General features: G+C 64.6%; 16 protein-coding genes. 14 read left to right on the top strand and 2 right to left on the bottom strand.

Going from position 1 to position 16,892, the window contains the following annotated elements; genetic code table 11:
• Positions 1–138: 138 nt before the first annotated feature.
• Positions 139–930, bottom strand: a complete 792-nt coding sequence (locus LB552_RS06005; RefSeq protein WP_224602771.1) for a cyclase family protein — start codon at positions 928–930, stop codon at positions 139–141.
• A 121-nt stretch (positions 931–1,051) separates the two neighbouring features.
• Here LB552_RS06005 and LB552_RS06000 point away from each other — a divergent pair, with 121 nt between their 5' ends.
• From LB552_RS06000 to LB552_RS05940, 13 genes are all read left to right on the top strand, one after another.
• Positions 1,052–2,626, top strand: a complete 1,575-nt coding sequence (locus tag LB552_RS06000; protein WP_224602768.1) for a phytoene desaturase family protein — start codon at positions 1,052–1,054, stop codon at positions 2,624–2,626.
• A gap of 94 nt (positions 2,627–2,720) precedes the next feature.
• Complete coding sequence (locus tag LB552_RS05995) at positions 2,721–4,250, top strand: ABC transporter substrate-binding protein (protein WP_224602766.1); 1,530 nt, start codon at positions 2,721–2,723, stop codon at positions 4,248–4,250.
• A gap of 70 nt (positions 4,251–4,320) precedes the next feature.
• Positions 4,321–5,328, top strand: a complete 1,008-nt coding sequence (locus tag LB552_RS05990) for an ABC transporter permease (RefSeq protein ID WP_224602765.1) — start codon at positions 4,321–4,323, stop codon at positions 5,326–5,328.
• Positions 5,321–6,169 carry an ABC transporter permease gene (locus tag LB552_RS05985; protein WP_224602762.1) on the top strand — a complete coding sequence of 283 codons (849 nt, stop codon included), beginning with the start codon at positions 5,321–5,323 and terminating at the stop codon, positions 6,167–6,169. The genes LB552_RS05990 and LB552_RS05985 overlap by 8 nt, the downstream gene beginning before the upstream one ends.
• Positions 6,166–7,044, top strand: a complete 879-nt coding sequence (locus tag LB552_RS05980) for an ABC transporter ATP-binding protein (RefSeq protein WP_224602760.1) — start codon at positions 6,166–6,168, stop codon at positions 7,042–7,044. Before LB552_RS05985 ends, LB552_RS05980 begins: the two co-directional genes overlap by 4 nt.
• A complete protein-coding gene (locus tag LB552_RS05975) occupies positions 7,037–7,861 on the top strand; it encodes an ATP-binding cassette domain-containing protein (RefSeq protein ID WP_224602758.1) in 825 nt (274 codons plus the stop codon). Before LB552_RS05980 ends, LB552_RS05975 begins: the two co-directional genes overlap by 8 nt.
• 79 nt (positions 7,862–7,940) lie before the next feature.
• Positions 7,941–8,540 (top strand): VOC family protein, encoded by a 600-nt coding sequence (locus tag LB552_RS05970; protein ID WP_224602756.1) that lies wholly within the window; start codon positions 7,941–7,943, stop codon positions 8,538–8,540.
• Between the two features lie 192 nt (positions 8,541–8,732).
• Positions 8,733–11,027: a bifunctional salicylyl-CoA 5-hydroxylase/oxidoreductase gene (locus LB552_RS05965; protein WP_224602754.1), complete on the top strand. Its 2,295-nt coding sequence runs from the start codon at positions 8,733–8,735 to the stop codon at positions 11,025–11,027.
• Entirely contained in the window at positions 11,024–11,797 is a 774-nt protein-coding gene (locus LB552_RS05960) for an SDR family NAD(P)-dependent oxidoreductase (protein ID WP_224602752.1), read from the top strand. The genes LB552_RS05965 and LB552_RS05960 overlap by 4 nt, the downstream gene beginning before the upstream one ends.
• Positions 11,791–12,255 (top strand): MarR family winged helix-turn-helix transcriptional regulator, encoded by a 465-nt coding sequence (locus tag LB552_RS05955; RefSeq protein ID WP_140543119.1) that lies wholly within the window; start codon positions 11,791–11,793, stop codon positions 12,253–12,255. Before LB552_RS05960 ends, LB552_RS05955 begins: the two co-directional genes overlap by 7 nt.
• On the top strand, positions 12,252–13,064 hold the full coding sequence (locus tag LB552_RS05950; RefSeq protein ID WP_224602750.1) for an enoyl-CoA hydratase family protein: 813 nt from the start codon (positions 12,252–12,254) through the stop codon (positions 13,062–13,064). Before LB552_RS05955 ends, LB552_RS05950 begins: the two co-directional genes overlap by 4 nt.
• 231 nt (positions 13,065–13,295) lie before the next feature.
• Entirely contained in the window at positions 13,296–14,444 is a 1,149-nt protein-coding gene (locus LB552_RS05945) for an acyl-CoA dehydrogenase family protein (protein ID WP_224602741.1), read from the top strand.
• Between the two features lie 29 nt (positions 14,445–14,473).
• Positions 14,474–14,869, top strand: a complete 396-nt coding sequence (locus tag LB552_RS05940; RefSeq protein ID WP_095766033.1) for a RidA family protein — start codon at positions 14,474–14,476, stop codon at positions 14,867–14,869.
• Here LB552_RS05940 and LB552_RS05935 read toward each other — a convergent pair whose 3' ends face one another.
• Entirely contained in the window at positions 14,870–15,961 is a 1,092-nt protein-coding gene (locus LB552_RS05935; protein ID WP_224602740.1) for an LLM class flavin-dependent oxidoreductase, read from the bottom strand.
• A 120-nt stretch (positions 15,962–16,081) separates the two neighbouring features.
• On the opposite strand from LB552_RS05935, the gene LB552_RS05930 reads away from it, so the two are divergent.
• Positions 16,082–16,855 carry an HpcH/HpaI aldolase family protein gene (locus LB552_RS05930; RefSeq protein WP_224602738.1) on the top strand — a complete coding sequence of 258 codons (774 nt, stop codon included), beginning with the start codon at positions 16,082–16,084 and terminating at the stop codon, positions 16,853–16,855.
• Positions 16,856–16,892: the final 37 nt, after the last annotated feature.

The following is a 16,892-nucleotide window of genomic DNA, read 5'->3' as shown; positions in this document are numbered from 1 at the left end:
CTCCCCCCGGGAGGGGGAGATGTCCGGCAGGACAGAGGGGGGCGCCGTAGAGCGCTAGCGCTACAGAACGGTCGTCCCAACGTCCCGATCACTCCATCGCCCGCAAGCATGATCTTCTCCCGAAGACCGTCGCCTCGCCTATTTGCCCGGCACCAGCGCCAATGCCCGGATCGGGCTGCCGGTGCCGTGCTCGATCTTGAGCGGGGCGGCGATCAGGATCGCACCCTTCGGCGGCAGCTGGTCGAGGTTGCAGAGGCTGGCGAGTCCGTAACGGTTGGCCTTGTGCATCAGCGTGTGGGCCGGGAATGGCGGCTCCATGCCGCCGGCCTTGCCGGCGTCGGTACCGATCGTTTCCGAGCCCCAGCCTTTGATGTCCTTGGCGATCAGGAACTGGATGGCCTCGGCCGTCGGGCCCGGCGTGTGCGGGCCGGTCTCGTTGGCATTGAGGAACTCGGCTTCCGAGCCGTTGCGCTTGTACCAGTCGGTGCGCATCACAACCCACTCGCCGGGGTTGATGGCGCCGTGCTTGGCTTCCCAGGCCTTGATGTGATCGACGGTGAGCAGGAAGTCGTGGTCCGCGGCCGCTTCCTTCGAGCAGTCGATGACGTTGACCGGGCCGATGAAATTCTGCGCCGGAATGGTGTCGGTGGCACCGTCCGGATAGTCCTTGCCGGTGATCCAGTGCTGCGGCGCGTCGAAATGCGTGCCCGAATGCTCGCCGAGCTTCAGCCAGTTCCAGGCCCACCACGGGCCGTTCTTGTCGTATTTGGAGATCTCGTGGATTTCGACCTTCGGCGTGTCGACGGCGAGTTCCGGCGGCAGCTTGATCAGCGGCGTGTTCGGCCCGAGCGGCGCCGTCAGGTCGACCACCTTGATGGCGCCCGAGAGCAGCTGGCCGGCGACCTCGCCGAGGAGTTCTTGCGTGTCCATGGTCTTTTGTTCCCTCTTGTTCGTGACCTTCAAGGCTCGTTGCGGCCCTTAATATACCTACTAGACGAAAACATATGCATCTGCAATTATCTTTAAGCATAAAGCATTTTTGGGGCGGGGCGTGAGCGAGTTCGACGCCATCTTTGTCGGGGCGGGCCATAACAGCCTGGCATGCGCCGCGCATTTGGCGCTCAAAGGCTGGAAAATAGCGGTTTTCGAGCGCAGCGGGGATATTGGCGGCGCGGTGCGGACCGCCGAGTACACGCTTCCCGGCTTCCGGCACGATTTCGGCGCGATGAATTTGAGCCTCTTCGCCGGCTCCGCCTTCCACCGGAAATATGCAAATGAATTGAAAAGCCACGGCTTGGAGTTCGCGCCGGTGGCCGATTGTTTCGCCAGCGCCTTCCCGGATGGGAAATGGTTCGGCGTCAGCAACGACCTGGAAAAGACGGCGTCGCGGCTGGCCGCCTTCTCGGCGGCGGATGCAGCCACATGGCGCAGGCTGGTCGACGCTTTTCCAGGCGAGGCCGAACATCTCTTCCGCCTGCTGGGATCGCCGATGAGCGCAAGGGCGCTGGCCGGCAGCGCATGGAACATCTGGCGCAAGAAGGGCCTGGCCGGCGCGCTCGACACGGGAAGATTGCTGCTGTCATCGCCCCGCGCGTGGCTCGAGGAAAATTTCGAGACGCCGCATGTGCGCACGACACTCGCGGCCTGGGGCATGCATCTCGATTTCGCGCCCGACATCGCCGGCGGCGCCGTGTTCCCTTACCTGGAATCGATGGCCAACCAGAGTTTCGGCATGGTGCTCGGCAAAGGCGGCGCCGATATCATCATCCGGGCGCTTGCCGGCATGCTGAAGGCGGCCGGCGGCAAGATCACAACAGGTGCGGAGGTGTCGGAGATCACGGTGGCCGGCGGCCGGGCGACGGGGGTGCGGCTGGCATCCGGCGAAACCCATGCCGCAAGCAAGGCGGTCATTGCCGGCGTCGCGCCCAAGGCGCTGGCAGGCGGGCTGCTGCCCAACGGTTCCGGCGACGCCGGCTTCGACGCGGCGATGAAGACATTCCGCCACGCGCCGGGCACGATGATGATCCACCTGGCACTGGACGACCTGCCCGACTGGAGCGCAGGCGCCGAACTTCGCCAGTTCGCCTATGTGCATCTGGCGCCGTCGCTCGACGCCATGTCGCACGTCTACCAGCAGGCGATCGCCGGCCTGCTGCCTGACCAGCCCGTGCTCGTGGTCGGCCAGCCGACGGCGGTCGATCCGTCGCGCGCACCGCCAGGCAAGCATGTGCTGTGGGTGCAGGTGCGCATGCTGCCGGCGGAGATCCTTGGCGATGCCGCGGGCAAGATCGGGCCTGCGCACTGGGATGCGGTCAAGAACGCCTATGCCGAGCGCGTGCTCGACATCGTCGAGAGCTATGCGCCGGGATTGCGCAAAAAGATCCTCGGCCGCACGATCTTCTCGCCACTCGACCTCGAGCGCGAGAATCCGAACCTCGTCGGCGGCGACCAGATCTGCGGCAGCCACCAGCTCGCGCAGAATTTCCTGTTCCGTCCGGCGCGCGGCTTCGCGCGCTGGAACACGCCGGTCTCGAACCTTTACCTCACCGGCGCCGCGACATGGCCCGGCGCCGGCACGGGCGCAGGCTCGGGTTTCATGCTCGCCCAACAGCTGGGAGGGAACTAGAATTCCAGGACGGGAAGTGTGCGGTTGCCCGGTGCCTGAACAGACGGATCGATGACGCCGCGCAAATTAAAGACAACCAACAAGGGGAACGACCATGACCATCAACAGACGTGACTTGCTTGGATATGGCGCCGCGGCGATCGGTGCCGCCACGTTTGGCCTGCCGAGGGCGGCAAACGCGGCGGACGAGCTCACCATCGCCTACAACGTCAACCTGCCTTCATGGGACCCGACAACCGGACCCTCCGCTGTCAATCCGACCATCCAGGGCCTGTACCAGTCGGTGTTCGATCAGATCATCGGCCAGAAGCCGGACCTCTCCTTCACGCCGGGCCTGCTCACCGAATGGGGCTGGAACGACGACCGCACCAAGGTGACGATGACGGTGCGCGACGGCGTGAAATGGCATGACGGCTCGCCCTTCACGGCCGAGGACGTGGTGTGGTCGCTGCAGCGGGCCGGTGACGAGAAGACCGGCAATCCGATCCAGTTCGTCTGGAAGAACGTGAACAACTTCAGGATCGACGGCAACAAGATCACCGGCGACGTCGTGCAGTTCGACCCGGTCTATTTCAAGTGGATGTCGTTCCTCACCGGCTACATCATGCCGAAGGCCTATTACGAGAAGGTCGGCGCGGAAGGCTTCGAGAAGGCGCCGATCGGCACCGGTCCCTATATGGTCGACAAGTTCGAGCGCAATGCCTTCCTGCGGCTGAAGGCCAACCCGCACTATTGGGGCACGAAGCCCGCCTTCGAGAATGTGACGATCAAGTTCGTCACAGACGCCGCAAGCCGCGTCGCCGAGATCGAATCCGGCTCCTCGCAGGTGACGCTCGAAATCCCCTATGAGGAATATGACCGGCTGATCGCCAAGGACGGACTGGCCGGCTCAATCAAGAACGTCTCCGACATCGGCATGATCTTCTTCAACGACATCGAGGCAATGCTGGACAAGAACGTCCGCCAGGCCGCCGTGATGGCGGTGGACAAGGAGCTTCTGGTCAAGCGGCTGCTGCGCGGCTACGGGCAGCCGATCGCGACGCTGGAGACGCCGGAATACACGGCCTTCGATCCCTCGATCAAGGTCGAGCACAACCCGGAGAAGGCCAAGGAATTGCTCGCCGCTTCCGGCTATTCGCCTAAGAAGCCGGTCAAGTTCACGATTCAGACGACCAAGGGCTTCAAGCCCAAGGATTACGAGATGATCCAGGCGATCGTCGGCATGTGGCGCAAGGTCGGCATCGAGGCCAATATCGAGGTCTACGAGATCGCCAAGCATTACGAGCTGCGCGCCGCCGACAAGCTGGCGCCGGCCGCCTTCTACAACTGGGGCAACTCGATCGGCGATCCGACCACCTCGACCGGATTTGCCATGTATGGCCCAAGCCCGCATTCGGTGTGGGACAGCCAGGACCTGATCGACATGATCAACCCGTTGTGGGGCGAGAAGGACGAGGCCAAGCGCATCGCCGGCTGGAAGGCCGTCGACAAGTACATCGCCGAGCAGGCCTACGTGCTGCCGCTGATCCAATATGCGCAACCGATCGTGCATTCGAAGAAGGTCAATGTCGTGCAGCATGTGTCCGGCGCGCTGCTGCCGGCGCTGATGACCCCGGCCGCCTGATCACCGGTCTTGGATTGCCACGCGCGCCGTCCGCAAGACGGCGCGCATTTTCATCCAGGCATATGGGCGCATGCTGCTGCAAAGATTCTTCGTTCGTCTGCTGACGATGCTGGTGACGCTGTTCGGCGCCGCCGTCGTCGTTTTCGTCGTCATCCGAGTCGCCCCCGGCGATCCGATCGCGATGATGCTGCCGCCCGGCGCCAGCAATGACGACATTGCGCGGCTGCGCGCGCTCTATGGACTCGACAAGGGCATCGTGCAGCAATTCTTCATCTGGCTCGGCGGCGTGCTGCATGGCGATTTCGGCACCTCGATCTCGCTGCGTCAGGATGTGCTCGGCCTCGTCTTCAACCGGCTGCCGGCCACGCTGGAGCTCGCGACCGTGGCGCTGCTGATGGCGATCGCGATCGGCACGACCGCCGCGATCCTCGGAGCGCGCTCACGCGGCACGGCGATAGAGGCCGGCATCGACATCGTGAGTGGCGCGACGCTCTCCATCCCCGATTTCCTCTGGGGTCTTGTGCTGATCCTGCTGTTCGGCGTGCTGGTGCCGGTGTTCGACATTTCGGGCCGGGTGTCGCCGCAACTCGATCTGCCCTTCGCCACCCAGTTCTACTTGGTCGAGAGCATCCTCAGGCTTCGCTTCGACCTGACCTGGGACCTGCTCAAGCACATGCTGATGCCAGCCGTGGCACTGGCGCTGCCGCTGGCAGCGATCATCGCTCAATTGCTCAAACAGTCGCTGAAGGAAGTGCTCGACCTCGACTATGTGGTGCTGGCGCGCGTGAAAGGTTTTTCGGAGACACAGGTGATCCTGCGCGAGGCGCTGAAGAACGCGGCGCTGCCGACGCTGACGCTCGTCGGCGTTCAGTTCACCTTCCTTATCGGCGGCACCGTCATCGTCGAGCGGCTGTTTTCCTATGAAGGCCTCGGCAACATGGCGATCGACGCCGTCATCAACCGCGACCTGCCGCTGATCCAGGGCATCGTGCTGGTGTTCGCGCTGCTTTTCGTGCTGATCAACCTTACCGTCGACATGATGTATGCGCTGCTCAATCCGAGGCTGCGCCATGGATGAGGCAAGTGTCGCCAGGCGAGGTTTGAGCCCGAGGCTGTGGCTGGCCGGCGGCTGGCTGCTGCTGACGCTGCTGGCGGCCATCTTCGCGCCATTGATCGCGCCGCAGGACCCGCTGGCGCAGGATTTGATGCTGGAGCGCCTGCCGCCCTTCTGGCTGGACGGGGCCGAGCCCGGCTATTGGCTGGGCACCGACAGCCTGGGACGCGATCTGTTGTCGCGGCTGATCTTCGGCGGCCGCATCGCCTTCATCGTCGCCTTCGCTGCGGCGACGTCCGCCTGCCTGCTCGGCTCCGCGCTAGGGTTGATCGCCGGCTATTTCGGCGGCTGGGCCGACCGCATCATCTCGCGCATCGTCGATGTCTGGATGGCATTCCCACCGGTGCTGTTCGCGATCCTTCTGGTAGCAGTGCTGGGCACCGGCTTGAGCTCCGTCATCCTCGCGATTGCGATCATTGACTGGACGCGCTTCTGCCGAGTGATCCGCGCCGAGGCGATGAGCCAGGCAAGCATGGATTATGTCGAGAACGCGCGCATTGCCGGCTATGGCCGCATGGGCATCATGCTGCGCGAAGTGCTGCCCAATGTGCTGCCGTCGGTGGTGGCGCTGCTGTCGCTCGAAATGGGCATCGCCGTGATCGTCGAGGCGATCCTCTCCTTCGTCAATCTGTCGATCTCGACCGACGACCCGACCTGGGGCAGCATCATCGCCGAGGGACGGCTGTCGATCCACCAGGCTTGGTGGGTGCTGGTGTTCCCGCTCATCACTCTGATCCTCACCGTGCTTTCCTTCAGCCAGTTCGGCGAAGCGCTGAAGGCGCGCTTCGATCCGGTGCTGCGATGAGCGCGTGCCTGGAAATCCGCGGTTTGAGCGCCGTGCTGCCCAACGGCCAGCGCGTGCTGCGCTCCGTGTCGCTCGCCGTCCAGCCGGGCGAGGTGCGCGCGCTTGTCGGCGAAAGTGGCGCCGGCAAGACGATGATCGGCAAGGCGGTGCTCGGCGTGCTGCCGAAGAGCGTGCGCATCGTCGAAGGCGAGATGCTGATCGAGGGCGAGGACCTCGGCCGCCTCGATGCCAAGGCGCGGCGGACCCTGATCGGCGCGCGCACGGCGCTAATCCCGCAGGATCCGCTCACCGCGCTCAACCCGTCGCGCCGCATCGGCCCGCAAATGACCGACCGGCTGGTGCGCATCCTTGGCTGGAGCACAGAGAGGGCCGACAAGCGCATCCGGCAGCTGCTCGACGAGGTGCAGATCCGCGACCCCGAGCGCGTGCTGAAGAGCTATCCGCATGAATTGTCCGGCGGCATGCGTCAGCGTGTGCTGATCGCGGCGGCTTTCGCGGCGGAGCCCAGGCTGATCGTCGCCGACGAGCCGACGACGGCGCTGGATGTAACGGTGCAAAAACAGATCCTGCGGCTCATCGCGCAACTGCAGCGCGACCACGGCACGGCGATCCTGTTCGTCACCCACGATCTCGGCGTCGTCGCCAAGATCAGCCAGAAAGTGTCGGTGCTCTATGCCGGCAAGGTGGTCGAAGAGGCCGAGACCGAGGCGCTGTTTGCGGCACCGCAGCACCCCTATACGCGCGCGCTGATGGCGGCGACACCGCGCTACACCGACCCATACGCCTCGCTGAAGCCGGTGGACGAAAACGTGCTTGCCGGATTGGCCGTAGAGATCGCCGCCGCCGACCAGGACTGGAGGCCCGGCCATGGCTGAGCCGCTGATTTCCGTGCGCGGGCTGAAGGTGGCGCTGCCCGACATGACGCGCAAGCCGCTGATCGGCCGCGCGCCGCTGGCCGAGATACTCAACGGACTGGACTTCGACCTGCCAAAGGGATCTGTCACTGGCATCGTCGGCGAATCCGGCTCCGGCAAGTCGACGCTCGGCCGCGCGCTGGTCAGGCTGATCGAACCCAGCGCGGGTTCCATCGGCTTCGAGGGGCGCGACATCAGCCGTCTTTCGGAAACCGAGCTCAGGCCGCTGCGCCGCGACCTGCAGATGATCTTCCAGGATCCAATGTCATCGCTCAATCCGCGGCATACGATCTTCAACATCATCGCCGCACCCTTGCGGCAGAACGGGCTTGGCGACAGGCTGAAGGAACGCGTCGCGGAAGCCCTGCAGCGCGTCGGCCTGCCGCAGAGTTTTGCCAGCCGCTACCGCCACGAATTGTCGGGCGGCCAGCGTCAGCGTGTCGGTATCGCACGAGCGCTCGCGCTGTCGCCGAAATTCGTGCTGGCCGACGAGATCGTCTCCGGCCTCGACGTCTCGACGCAGGCGCAGATCCTGACGCTGCTGGAAAAGCTGGCGGCCGAGATGGGGCTGACGGTCGCCTTCATCAGCCACGATTTGTCGGTGATCCGGCGGCTTTGCCAGCAGGTCATCGTGATGCGCGAAGGCAGGATCGTCGAGGCCAGCGCCACGGACGCGCTGTTCGAGAACCCGAAGGAGACCTACACGCGCGACCTGCTCGCCGCCATTCCGCTGCCGGAGATCGATCCGGATTGGCTGCAGCCCAAGGCATCGGCATGACGTGAGTTTTTGATTCGCACGCCGACCAGCGGGCCTCGGATGTGCGCGAGGACAAGTCAGCCCGCCAACGGAGGGTGACATGAAATACGCAATCCAGGCGGCGGTTTTCGCAGCCTCCTTGTTCGGCGCAATGGGAGTGGCTTCCGCGGATTCGATCCCCGGCATGCGCGGACATGACCACACCGGCATCACCGTGCCCGACATGAAGCAGGCCGTCGACTTCTTCACCAATGTCGTGGGTTGCAAGAAGGCGATGTCGTTCGGGCCGTTCGCCGACGACAAGGGCACCTTCATGCAGGACCTGCTTGGTGTCGATCCGAAGGCGGTGATCGAGGAGATCACCTTGGTGCGCTGCGGCTATGGATCGAACATCGAGCTGTTCAAATATACCGCGCCCGACCAGAAGGATTTGACGCCGAAGAACAGCGATATCGGTGGCTTCCACATCGCCTTCTATGTCGACGACGTCGCCGCCGCGAAAACCTATCTCGAGGCCAAGGGCGTGAAGACCCGGATGGGACCGCTGCCGGTGAAGCAAGGGCCGGCCGCGGGCCAGACCATCCTCTATTTCCAGGCGCCGTGGGGGCTGCAGCTCGAGGCGATCAGCTACCCCGAAGGGATGGCGTATGAAAAGGGCGCCGAGACGGTGCTGTGGAGCCCAAAGGATCCGACCAAGTGACTAACCAAACAGGCTGACGTTGATCATTCAATTATAAAACTTTAAGCTTGAAATAATCGCCGGCCAGCGCGATACTGACAGTTGGGTCGCCGGATTGCCGGCGTTCCCGATGCCTTAGAGCGTTTCATGCAATTCCGGACGGAAAACCGTTACGCGCTTTTCCTGGAATTGCCCTAGAGGAGATCGCAAGACATGAAGGTTGCGGTTCTCGGCGGCGGACCAGCCGGCCTCTACTTTTCCATCTCGCTCAAGCTGCGCGATGCCGCGCATGAGGTGACGGTCTATGAGCGCAACCGCGCCGACGACACATTCGGATGGGGCGTTGTTTTGTCGGCGGAGACGCTGGAGAATCTGACCAGGAACGACCCGGTCAGCGCCGTCTGGATCAAGAAGCATTTCGCCTATTGGGACGACATCGCCGTCATCCATGATGGCGTGCGCACGGTGTCTTCAGGTCATGGCTTTTGCGGCATCGGCCGCAAGCGGCTCCTGATCCTCTTGCAGCGGCGCGCCCGCGAGCTCGGCATCAAAATGATGTTCGAGACCGATGTTTCCGACCCGAAACCCTTTATGGAAACGCATGACCTGGTGGTCGCCGCCGACGGGTTGAACTCTAAATCCCGCGCCACGTTCGCCGACGTCTTCAAGCCGGACATCGACACCCGCAAATGCAAGTTCGTCTGGCTGGGCACCACGCAGAAATTCGACGACGCCTTCACCTTCATCTTCGAGAAGACCGAGCATGGCTGGGTGTGGGCGCATGCCTACCAGTTCGACAGCGAGACCGCGACCTTCATCGTCGAATGCAGCGAAGCGACCTGGGCTGCGTTCGGGTTCGGCCAGATGACGCAGCAGGACTCGATCGCGGTCTGCGAGCGCATTTTTTCAAAGCATCTCGGCGGCCATCCGCTGATGACCAACGCCAACCACATCCGCGGTTCGGCCTGGATCAATTTTCCGCGGGTGCTGTGCGAGCGCTGGTCGTACAAGAACCTGGCGCTTATGGGGGATGCGGCGGCTTCAGCGCATTTCTCCATCGGCTCCGGCACCAAGCTGGCGCTGGAGAGCGCGGTGGCGCTCGCCGACTATGTCGAGTCCGAGCCGGACCTCGATGCGGCCTTCCGCAAATATGAGGATGCGCGGCGCACCGAGGTGCTGAAGCTGCAATCGGCGGCGCGCAATTCGTTGGAATGGTTCGAAGAAGTCGAACGATATCTCGGTTTAGATCCAGTTCAATTCAACTATTCGCTGCTCACCCGCTCGCAGCGCATCAGCCACGAGAACCTTCGGCTGCGCGATGCCGAATGGCTCGCGGGCGCCGAAGAATGGTTCCAGCGCAAGGCCGGCGCCGGCGGCAACAGCTTACGCCGCGCGCCGATGTTCGCGCCGTTCAAGCTGCGCGACATGACGCTCAGCAACCGCATCGTCGTCTCGCCGATGGCGCAGTACAAGGCGGTCGACGGCTGCCCGACCGATTGGCATTTTTCGCATTATGCCGAACGCGCCAAGGGCGGCGCCGGCCTGCTCTATATCGAGATGACCTGCGTCAGCCCGGAAGGGCGCATCACGCCCGGATGCCCTGGCTTCTACAGACCGGAGCATGAGGTCGCGTGGACGCGGCTGGTCGATTTCGTCCATGCCGAGACCGAAGCGAAGATCTGCGCCCAGATCGGCCATTCCGGCGCCAAGGGTTCGACCCGGGTGGGCTGGGAAGGAACCGACGTGCCACTGCCGGACGGCAACTGGCCGGTGATGGCGCCTTCGGCCGTGCCATGGTCGCCGAAGAACCAGGTGCCGAAGGCGATGGACCGCGCCGACATGGATCTGGTTCGCGATCAGTTCGTCGCCTCGGCCGAGATGGCCGAACGCTGCGGCTTCGACATGCTGGAGATCCATGCCGCGCATGGCTACCTGCTGTCGGCCTTCATCACGCCGCTGACCAATCGCCGCACCGACGACTATGGCGGCTCGCTGGAAAACCGCATGCGCTATCCGCTGGAAATCTTCCATGCGGTGCGCGCAGTGTGGCCGGCCGAGAAGCCGATCTCGATGCGCATCTCGGCCAATGACTGGGTGGGCATCGAAGGCGTCACGCCTTCGGATGCGGTCGAGATTGCCAGACTTCTGCACGGAGCGGGCGTCGACCTTTGCGACGTGTCGGCCGGGCAAACCACCATCGCCGCCAAGCCGGTCTATGGCCGCATGTTCCAGACGCCGTTTTCCGACCGCATCCGCAACGAGGTCGGCATGGCGACGATGGCGGTCGGCAATATCTATGAGCCGGACCACGCCAACTCGATCCTGATGGCCGGGCGCGCCGACCTGGTGGCGCTGGCAAGGCCGCATCTTGCCGATCCCTACTGGACGCTGCACGCGGCGGTGACGCTCGGCGACCGCGGCGTCAAATGGCCCGATCCCTATCTGCCGGGACGCGACCAGATCTACCGGCTGGCCGAGCGCGAAGCGGCTGCGGGGCTCAAAGTATGAGCGCCGTGCGCGAAATTGCCGGCAAGCACGCGCTGGTCACCGGCGGCGGCTCCGGCGTCGGCAAAGCCATTGCGCAAGTGCTGGCGGCAGAAGGTGTGGCCGTCACCATATGCGGGCGGCGCGAAGCGACGCTGGCTGAGGTTACAAAGGAAAACGACCGCATCTTTGCCGTCACCGCCGATGTCACGAACGAGGCCGCCATGGCGGACGTGTACCAGAAGGCGGAAGCCGCACGCGGACCCTTCGACATCGTCGTGGCCAACGCCGGCATGGCGGGCAGCGCGGCGGCGCACAAGACCGCGCTGGCCGACTGGCAGCGCACGCTCGACGTCAACCTCACCGGCGCCTTCCTGACCGTGAAGCCGGCGCTCTCCGGAATGCTCGCGCGAAAGACAGGCCGGATCATTTTCATTGCCTCGACCGCAGGCCTCAAGGGTTACGCCTATGTCGCACCTTACGTCGCGGCCAAGCACGGCGTTGTCGGCCTGATGCGGGCCTTGGCTGCCGAGACCGCCAAATCCGGTGTCACCGTGAATGCCGTGTGCCCGGGCTTCGTCGAAACCGAGATGCTAGAGGAGTCCGTCCAGCGCATCGTCGAGAAGACCGGACGTTCCACCGACGAGGCGCGCGCGAGCCTTGCGGCGACGAACCCGCAGGGGCATTTCATCCAGCCGGAAGAAGTCGCGGCGGCGGTGCTTTGGCTGTGCAGCGACGCCGCGCGGTCGATCACCGGGCAGGCCATTTCGATCTCGGGGGGCGAGACATGGTAGCGGGACCGACTTCCGCCGGACCGGGCAAGGACAGGCTGCGGCTGTGGATACGCCTGCTGCGCGCATCGCGCACCATCGAGGCGGAGCTGCGCGAGCGTTTGAAGAAGGAGTTCGACACCACGCTGCCGCGCTTCGACGTGATGGCGGCGCTCTACCGCTCGCCGGAAGGCATGCTGATGAGCGATCTGTCGCGCTTCCTGCTGGTGTCGAACGGCAATGTGACGGGCATCGTCGACCGGCTGGTGTCCGAAGGGCTGGTGACGCGGGCGCGCCGCAACGGCGACCGCCGCACCTCGATGGTACGGCTGACCGAGGAAGGCTCGAAGTCTTTCGCCGCGATCGCCGCCGCGCATGAGAATTGGGTCGGCGAGCTGCTCGGCAATGTCAGCGAGGACGAGGCGCGGCAGCTGACCGGCATGTTGAAATCGTTCCGCAGCAATTGGGAGGGACGCGAATGAGCGCCATGGCCAAGCTCAAGCCGAAGCACTTCCTCTGGCAGGTCGAAGGCAAGGTCGCGAAGATTCGGCTCGACCGGCCGGAGCGCAAGAACCCGCTGACCTTCGACAGCTATGCCGAGCTGCGCGACACGTTTCGCGAGCTCGTCTATGCCGACGACGTCGATGCCGTGGTGTTCCTGCCCAATGGCGGCAATTTCTGCTCGGGCGGCGATGTCCACGACATCATCGGGCCGCTGATCCAGATGGACATGAAGGCGCTGCTCGCCTTCACCCGCATGACCGGCGATTTCGTCAAGGCGATGCTCAACTGCGGCAAGCCGATCATCGCGGCCGTCGACGGCGTCGCGGTCGGCGCCGGCGCGATCATCGCCATGGCCTCCGACATCCGCATCGCCACGCCGGAGGCAAAGACCGCCTTCCTGTTTACGCGCGTCGGCCTCGCCGGCTGCGACATGGGCGCCTGCGCGATCCTGCCGCGCATCATCGGCCAGGGCCGCGCCGCCGAACTGCTCTACACCGGCCGCACCATGAGCGCCGCCGAAGGCGAGCGCTGGGGGTTCTACAACCGGCTGGTCGAACCGGCGGCGCTGGAGCCCGACGCGCTCGACATGGCCGCGCGCATCGTCTCCGGCCCGACCTTCGCGCATAGCATCACCAAGATGCAGCTCAACCAGGAATGGTCGATGGGCCTCGACCAGGCGATCGAGGCGGAAGCGCAGGCGCAGGCGATCTGCATGCAGACCGGCGATTTCAAGCGGGCCTACAAGGCGTTCGTCGCGAAGGAAAAGCCGGTGTTCGAGGGGAGTTGAGGATGGGTGTGTTCTTGGAGAGGTTGGCGGGACAGCGCCCCCCTCTGGCCTGCCGGCCATCTCCCCCTCTAGGGGGGAAATCGGATGTCGCCCCCGCTTTCGCCAACCACCAACGCCGCACGATTGAGCGGGACGCCAAAACTGCCAATCTCCCCCCTAGAGGGGGAGATGTCCGGCAGGACAGAGGGGGGCGCCGTAGAGCGCAACGCCCTAAGCACTGCGGAGGTGCAAATGCCTGACCGCACCTTCCTCTCGTGGCCCTTCTTCGAAGATCGCCACCGCCAACTCGCCGAGCGTCTCGAAGCCTGGTGCCAACAGAACCTTCCCGTCGACCACCACGACGTCGACGCCGCCTGCCGCGCGCTCGTGGCGATGCTCGGCCGCGACGGGTGGCTGAAGCCGACGGCGCTCGACCCGGCCAAACCCGGACCGCTCGATGTGCGCACGCTCTGCATCACGCGCGAGACGCTTGCCCGCCACGACGGACTCGCCGATTTCGCCTTCGCCATGCAGGGGCTGGGCACCGGCGCGATCACGCTGTTCGGCACGCCGGACCAGCAGCGCTGGCTGGAGAAGACGCGGGCCGGCCAAGCGATCTCCGCCTTTGCGCTCTCCGAGCCACGCTCGGGGTCGGACGTCGCCAATATGGAAATGACCGCTGTCCGCGAAGGCGGCGACTGTCTGCTCACGGGCGAAAAGACCTGGATCTCCAATGGCGGCATCGCCGACCTCTACGTGGTGTTCGCCCGCACCGGCGAGGCGCCCGGCGCCAAGGGGATTTCCGCTTTCGTCGTGCCGGCGGAGACGAAGGGGCTCAGCGTCGCCGAGCGGCTCGAGGTCATCGCCCCTCACCCTCTGGCGCGGCTCTCCTTCGATAATGTGCGCATTCCGGCTTCCGGCCTGATCGGCAAGCCCGGTGACGGCTTCCGCATCGCCATGTCGGTGCTCGACGTGTTCCGCTCGACGGTCGGCGCGGCGGCCCTCGGCTTCGCGCGCCGCGCACTGGACGAAAGCATTAAACGCGCGGCCGAACGAAAACTGTTCGGTGCGCCGATGGCGGAGCTACAGATGGTGCAGGGCCACCTCGCCGATATGGCGCTGGATGTCGACGCCGCTGCGCTCCTCATCTACCGCGCCGCCTGGACCAAGGACATGGGCGCCGCGCGGGTGACGCGCGAGGCCGCGATGGCCAAGCTCTTCGCCACCGACAAGGCGCAGGACGTGATCGACAAGGCGGTGCAACTGCATGGCGGCGATGGCGTCCGCAAGGGACACATCATCGAGAGCCTCTATCGCGAGATCCGGGCATTGCGCATCTATGAGGGCGCCTCGGACGTGCAGAAGGTGGTCATCGCCAGGCAGGTGATGGGCGGGGCGTGACAACGAGTTTGAACCAGGGGGAACTGGACATGCACACGATCCTGCAGCCGGAAGGCTGGGCCAAACCGATCGGCTACGCCAATGGTGTGGCCGCGCATGGCCGGCTCGTCTTTATCGGCGGCCAGGTCGGATGGAATGCGGAATGCCGGTTCGAGACCGACGACTTCGTCGGCCAAGTGCGCCAGACGCTCGCCAACATCGTTGCCGTGCTCGCCGAAGCCGGCGGCGAGCCGCGGCACATCACCTCGATGACTTGGTACTTTACCGACAAGGCCGAATATGTCGGCAACCTCAAGGGCATCGGCGAGGCCTATCGCGACGTGATCGGCCGACACTTCCCGGCGATGGCGGCGATGCAAGTGGTGGCGCTGGTCGAGGACCGGGCCAAGGTTGAGATTCAGGCGACGGCTGTTATCCCGGAATAGTTACCGGCGAAGCCCGGCCTGCCGCAGCAGCGGCAGAACATGGTCGCAGAAATAGGGCAGTTCCTGGGTGTAGTTGACGAAGGACAATGCGATGCCCTGGTAGCCATGCCCGGCAATGGCGACCATATCGGCGGCAATCTTTTCAGGGGTTCCGATCAATGGATAAGTGCCGGCGCCGCCGGCAAAGCGCTGGCGATAGCGGTCATAGGCGTGCGGGTCATGCGACTGGGAGAATTCCTTCTTGCCGGCCATATGGGCATCGACGGCTTCGTGATCGGCCATCGTGACGGCGTAGCGCGTGTAATAGGCCTGCGCCTCTTCCACCGTCGGGCGGCAGACGACATGCGCAACCGTATAGACGCCGACATCGCGGCCCGCCTTGTCGGCGCGCTCACCGATGTCGGCGACATGCTTGCCGGCATCGTTCATCTCGGAAAAGGTCGTGAACAGATAGTCGCATCTGGCGGCGGCGAAATCCCGGCCCGGGCCGCCGAAAGCGGCATTCATCGTCACCGGCCGCGGAACCTGGAGACTGGCCGGCCGGCTCACCGCCTCCTTGAGCCGATAATAAGTGCCTTCGTAGTCGAGAGGCTCGCTCGATGCATAGAGCCGCTCGAGGATTTCAATCCATTCCGCCGCCTGGTCATAGCCCTTCTCGACCAGCGGCGTGCCGAACATGCCGAATTCCTTCGGGTTCCAGCCGCAAACGATGTTGAGCCCGGCGCGGCCCTGGCTGATGTGGTCGACCGTCGCCAGCGCCTTGGCGGCGTAGAGTGGATGCACCAGCGGCACATGCACCGTCATGAACAGGCCGATCTGCTCGGTCACGGCCGCGAGCGCCGCCGCCCAGGTGAAGGTCTCGAAGGAAAATTCGCGGACCTTGTTGCGGCCGCCGAAACCGCGCCAGCGCGCGATCGGCAACATGAATTCGAGGCCGGCGCGGTCGGCTATCTGGGCGGCCGTCAGATTATCCCGCCAGCTTGCGGTCCAGCGTTCCGGCACGTCGGTGATGGCAAGCCCGCCATCGGCGTTGGCCGAGAAGACGCCGAGCTTCAGTCTGTTCGGGCCGTGCAGGGGATGGGCTTTGATCATCTTGGCAACTCGCGGCGGGACGCCACACGCTAGGCTGGCGTGAAAATATTTCAAGCCTGAAATAGCTTCGCCTGGCCGTCATTTGCGGGTATGCATTGGGCAACTCAAAAAGGGGATGGCATGAGCGAGTTCCGCCAGAAGTGCATCGGCAAGACGAACCTCGTCGGGTCATTCGTCGCCATTCCCCATCCGGTCGCCGTCGAGGTCATGGCGCTGTCCGGCCTCGATTTCCTCTGCATCGACTGGGAGCACGCGCAGATCTCGCGTGACATGATCGAGACCATGGTGCGAGCAGCCGACGTGCATCGCGTGCCGGCGATGGTCCGGGTTCCCGGCCATGCGCCAGAAGCCATTCAGGCGGCGCTGGACAGCGGCGCGCAAGGCGTGCTCGTGCCGCGCGTCTCGACAGCGGAGCAGGCCGCGATGGCGGTGAAGGCCTCGCGCTATCCACCGCAAGGCGCGCGCGGTGTCGGTCCCGGCCGGGCCGCGGGCTATGGCTATCGTATTCCCGAATATCTTGCCTCCGCCAACAACCGAACGATCGTCGCGGTCCAGGTTGAGACATCGGAGGGACTGGCCAATATCGAAGCGATCGCGGCGGTCGACGGCGTCGACGTGGTCTTCGTCGGCCCTGGCGATCTCTCGGTGTCGATCGACGCGATCGGCCCGGCAGGCGCGGACAAGCTCTCCGAGGCGATCGGAACAATCATTCGCGTAACGATCGCACATGGCAGGACTGCCGGCATATTTTGCGCCAGCCCCCAGACCGTCAGCCGATGGGCAGCCATCGGCGCGAGTTTCTTCGTGCTGGCCAGCGACACGATGTTTCTCGGTGCCGGGGCCGCGGCCAACGGCACCGCCGCCCGTGCCGAACTGGCGCAAGGGGCCGGCTAGGCGAGAGCATATCGGCAAGGTAGAGGTCGCCAAACTT

This window comes from Mesorhizobium sp. CA7, assembly GCF_020165015.1.
Classification (GTDB): domain Bacteria; phylum Pseudomonadota; class Alphaproteobacteria; order Rhizobiales; family Rhizobiaceae; genus Mesorhizobium.
This window is presented reverse-complemented; position numbering and strand designations above follow the sequence as displayed.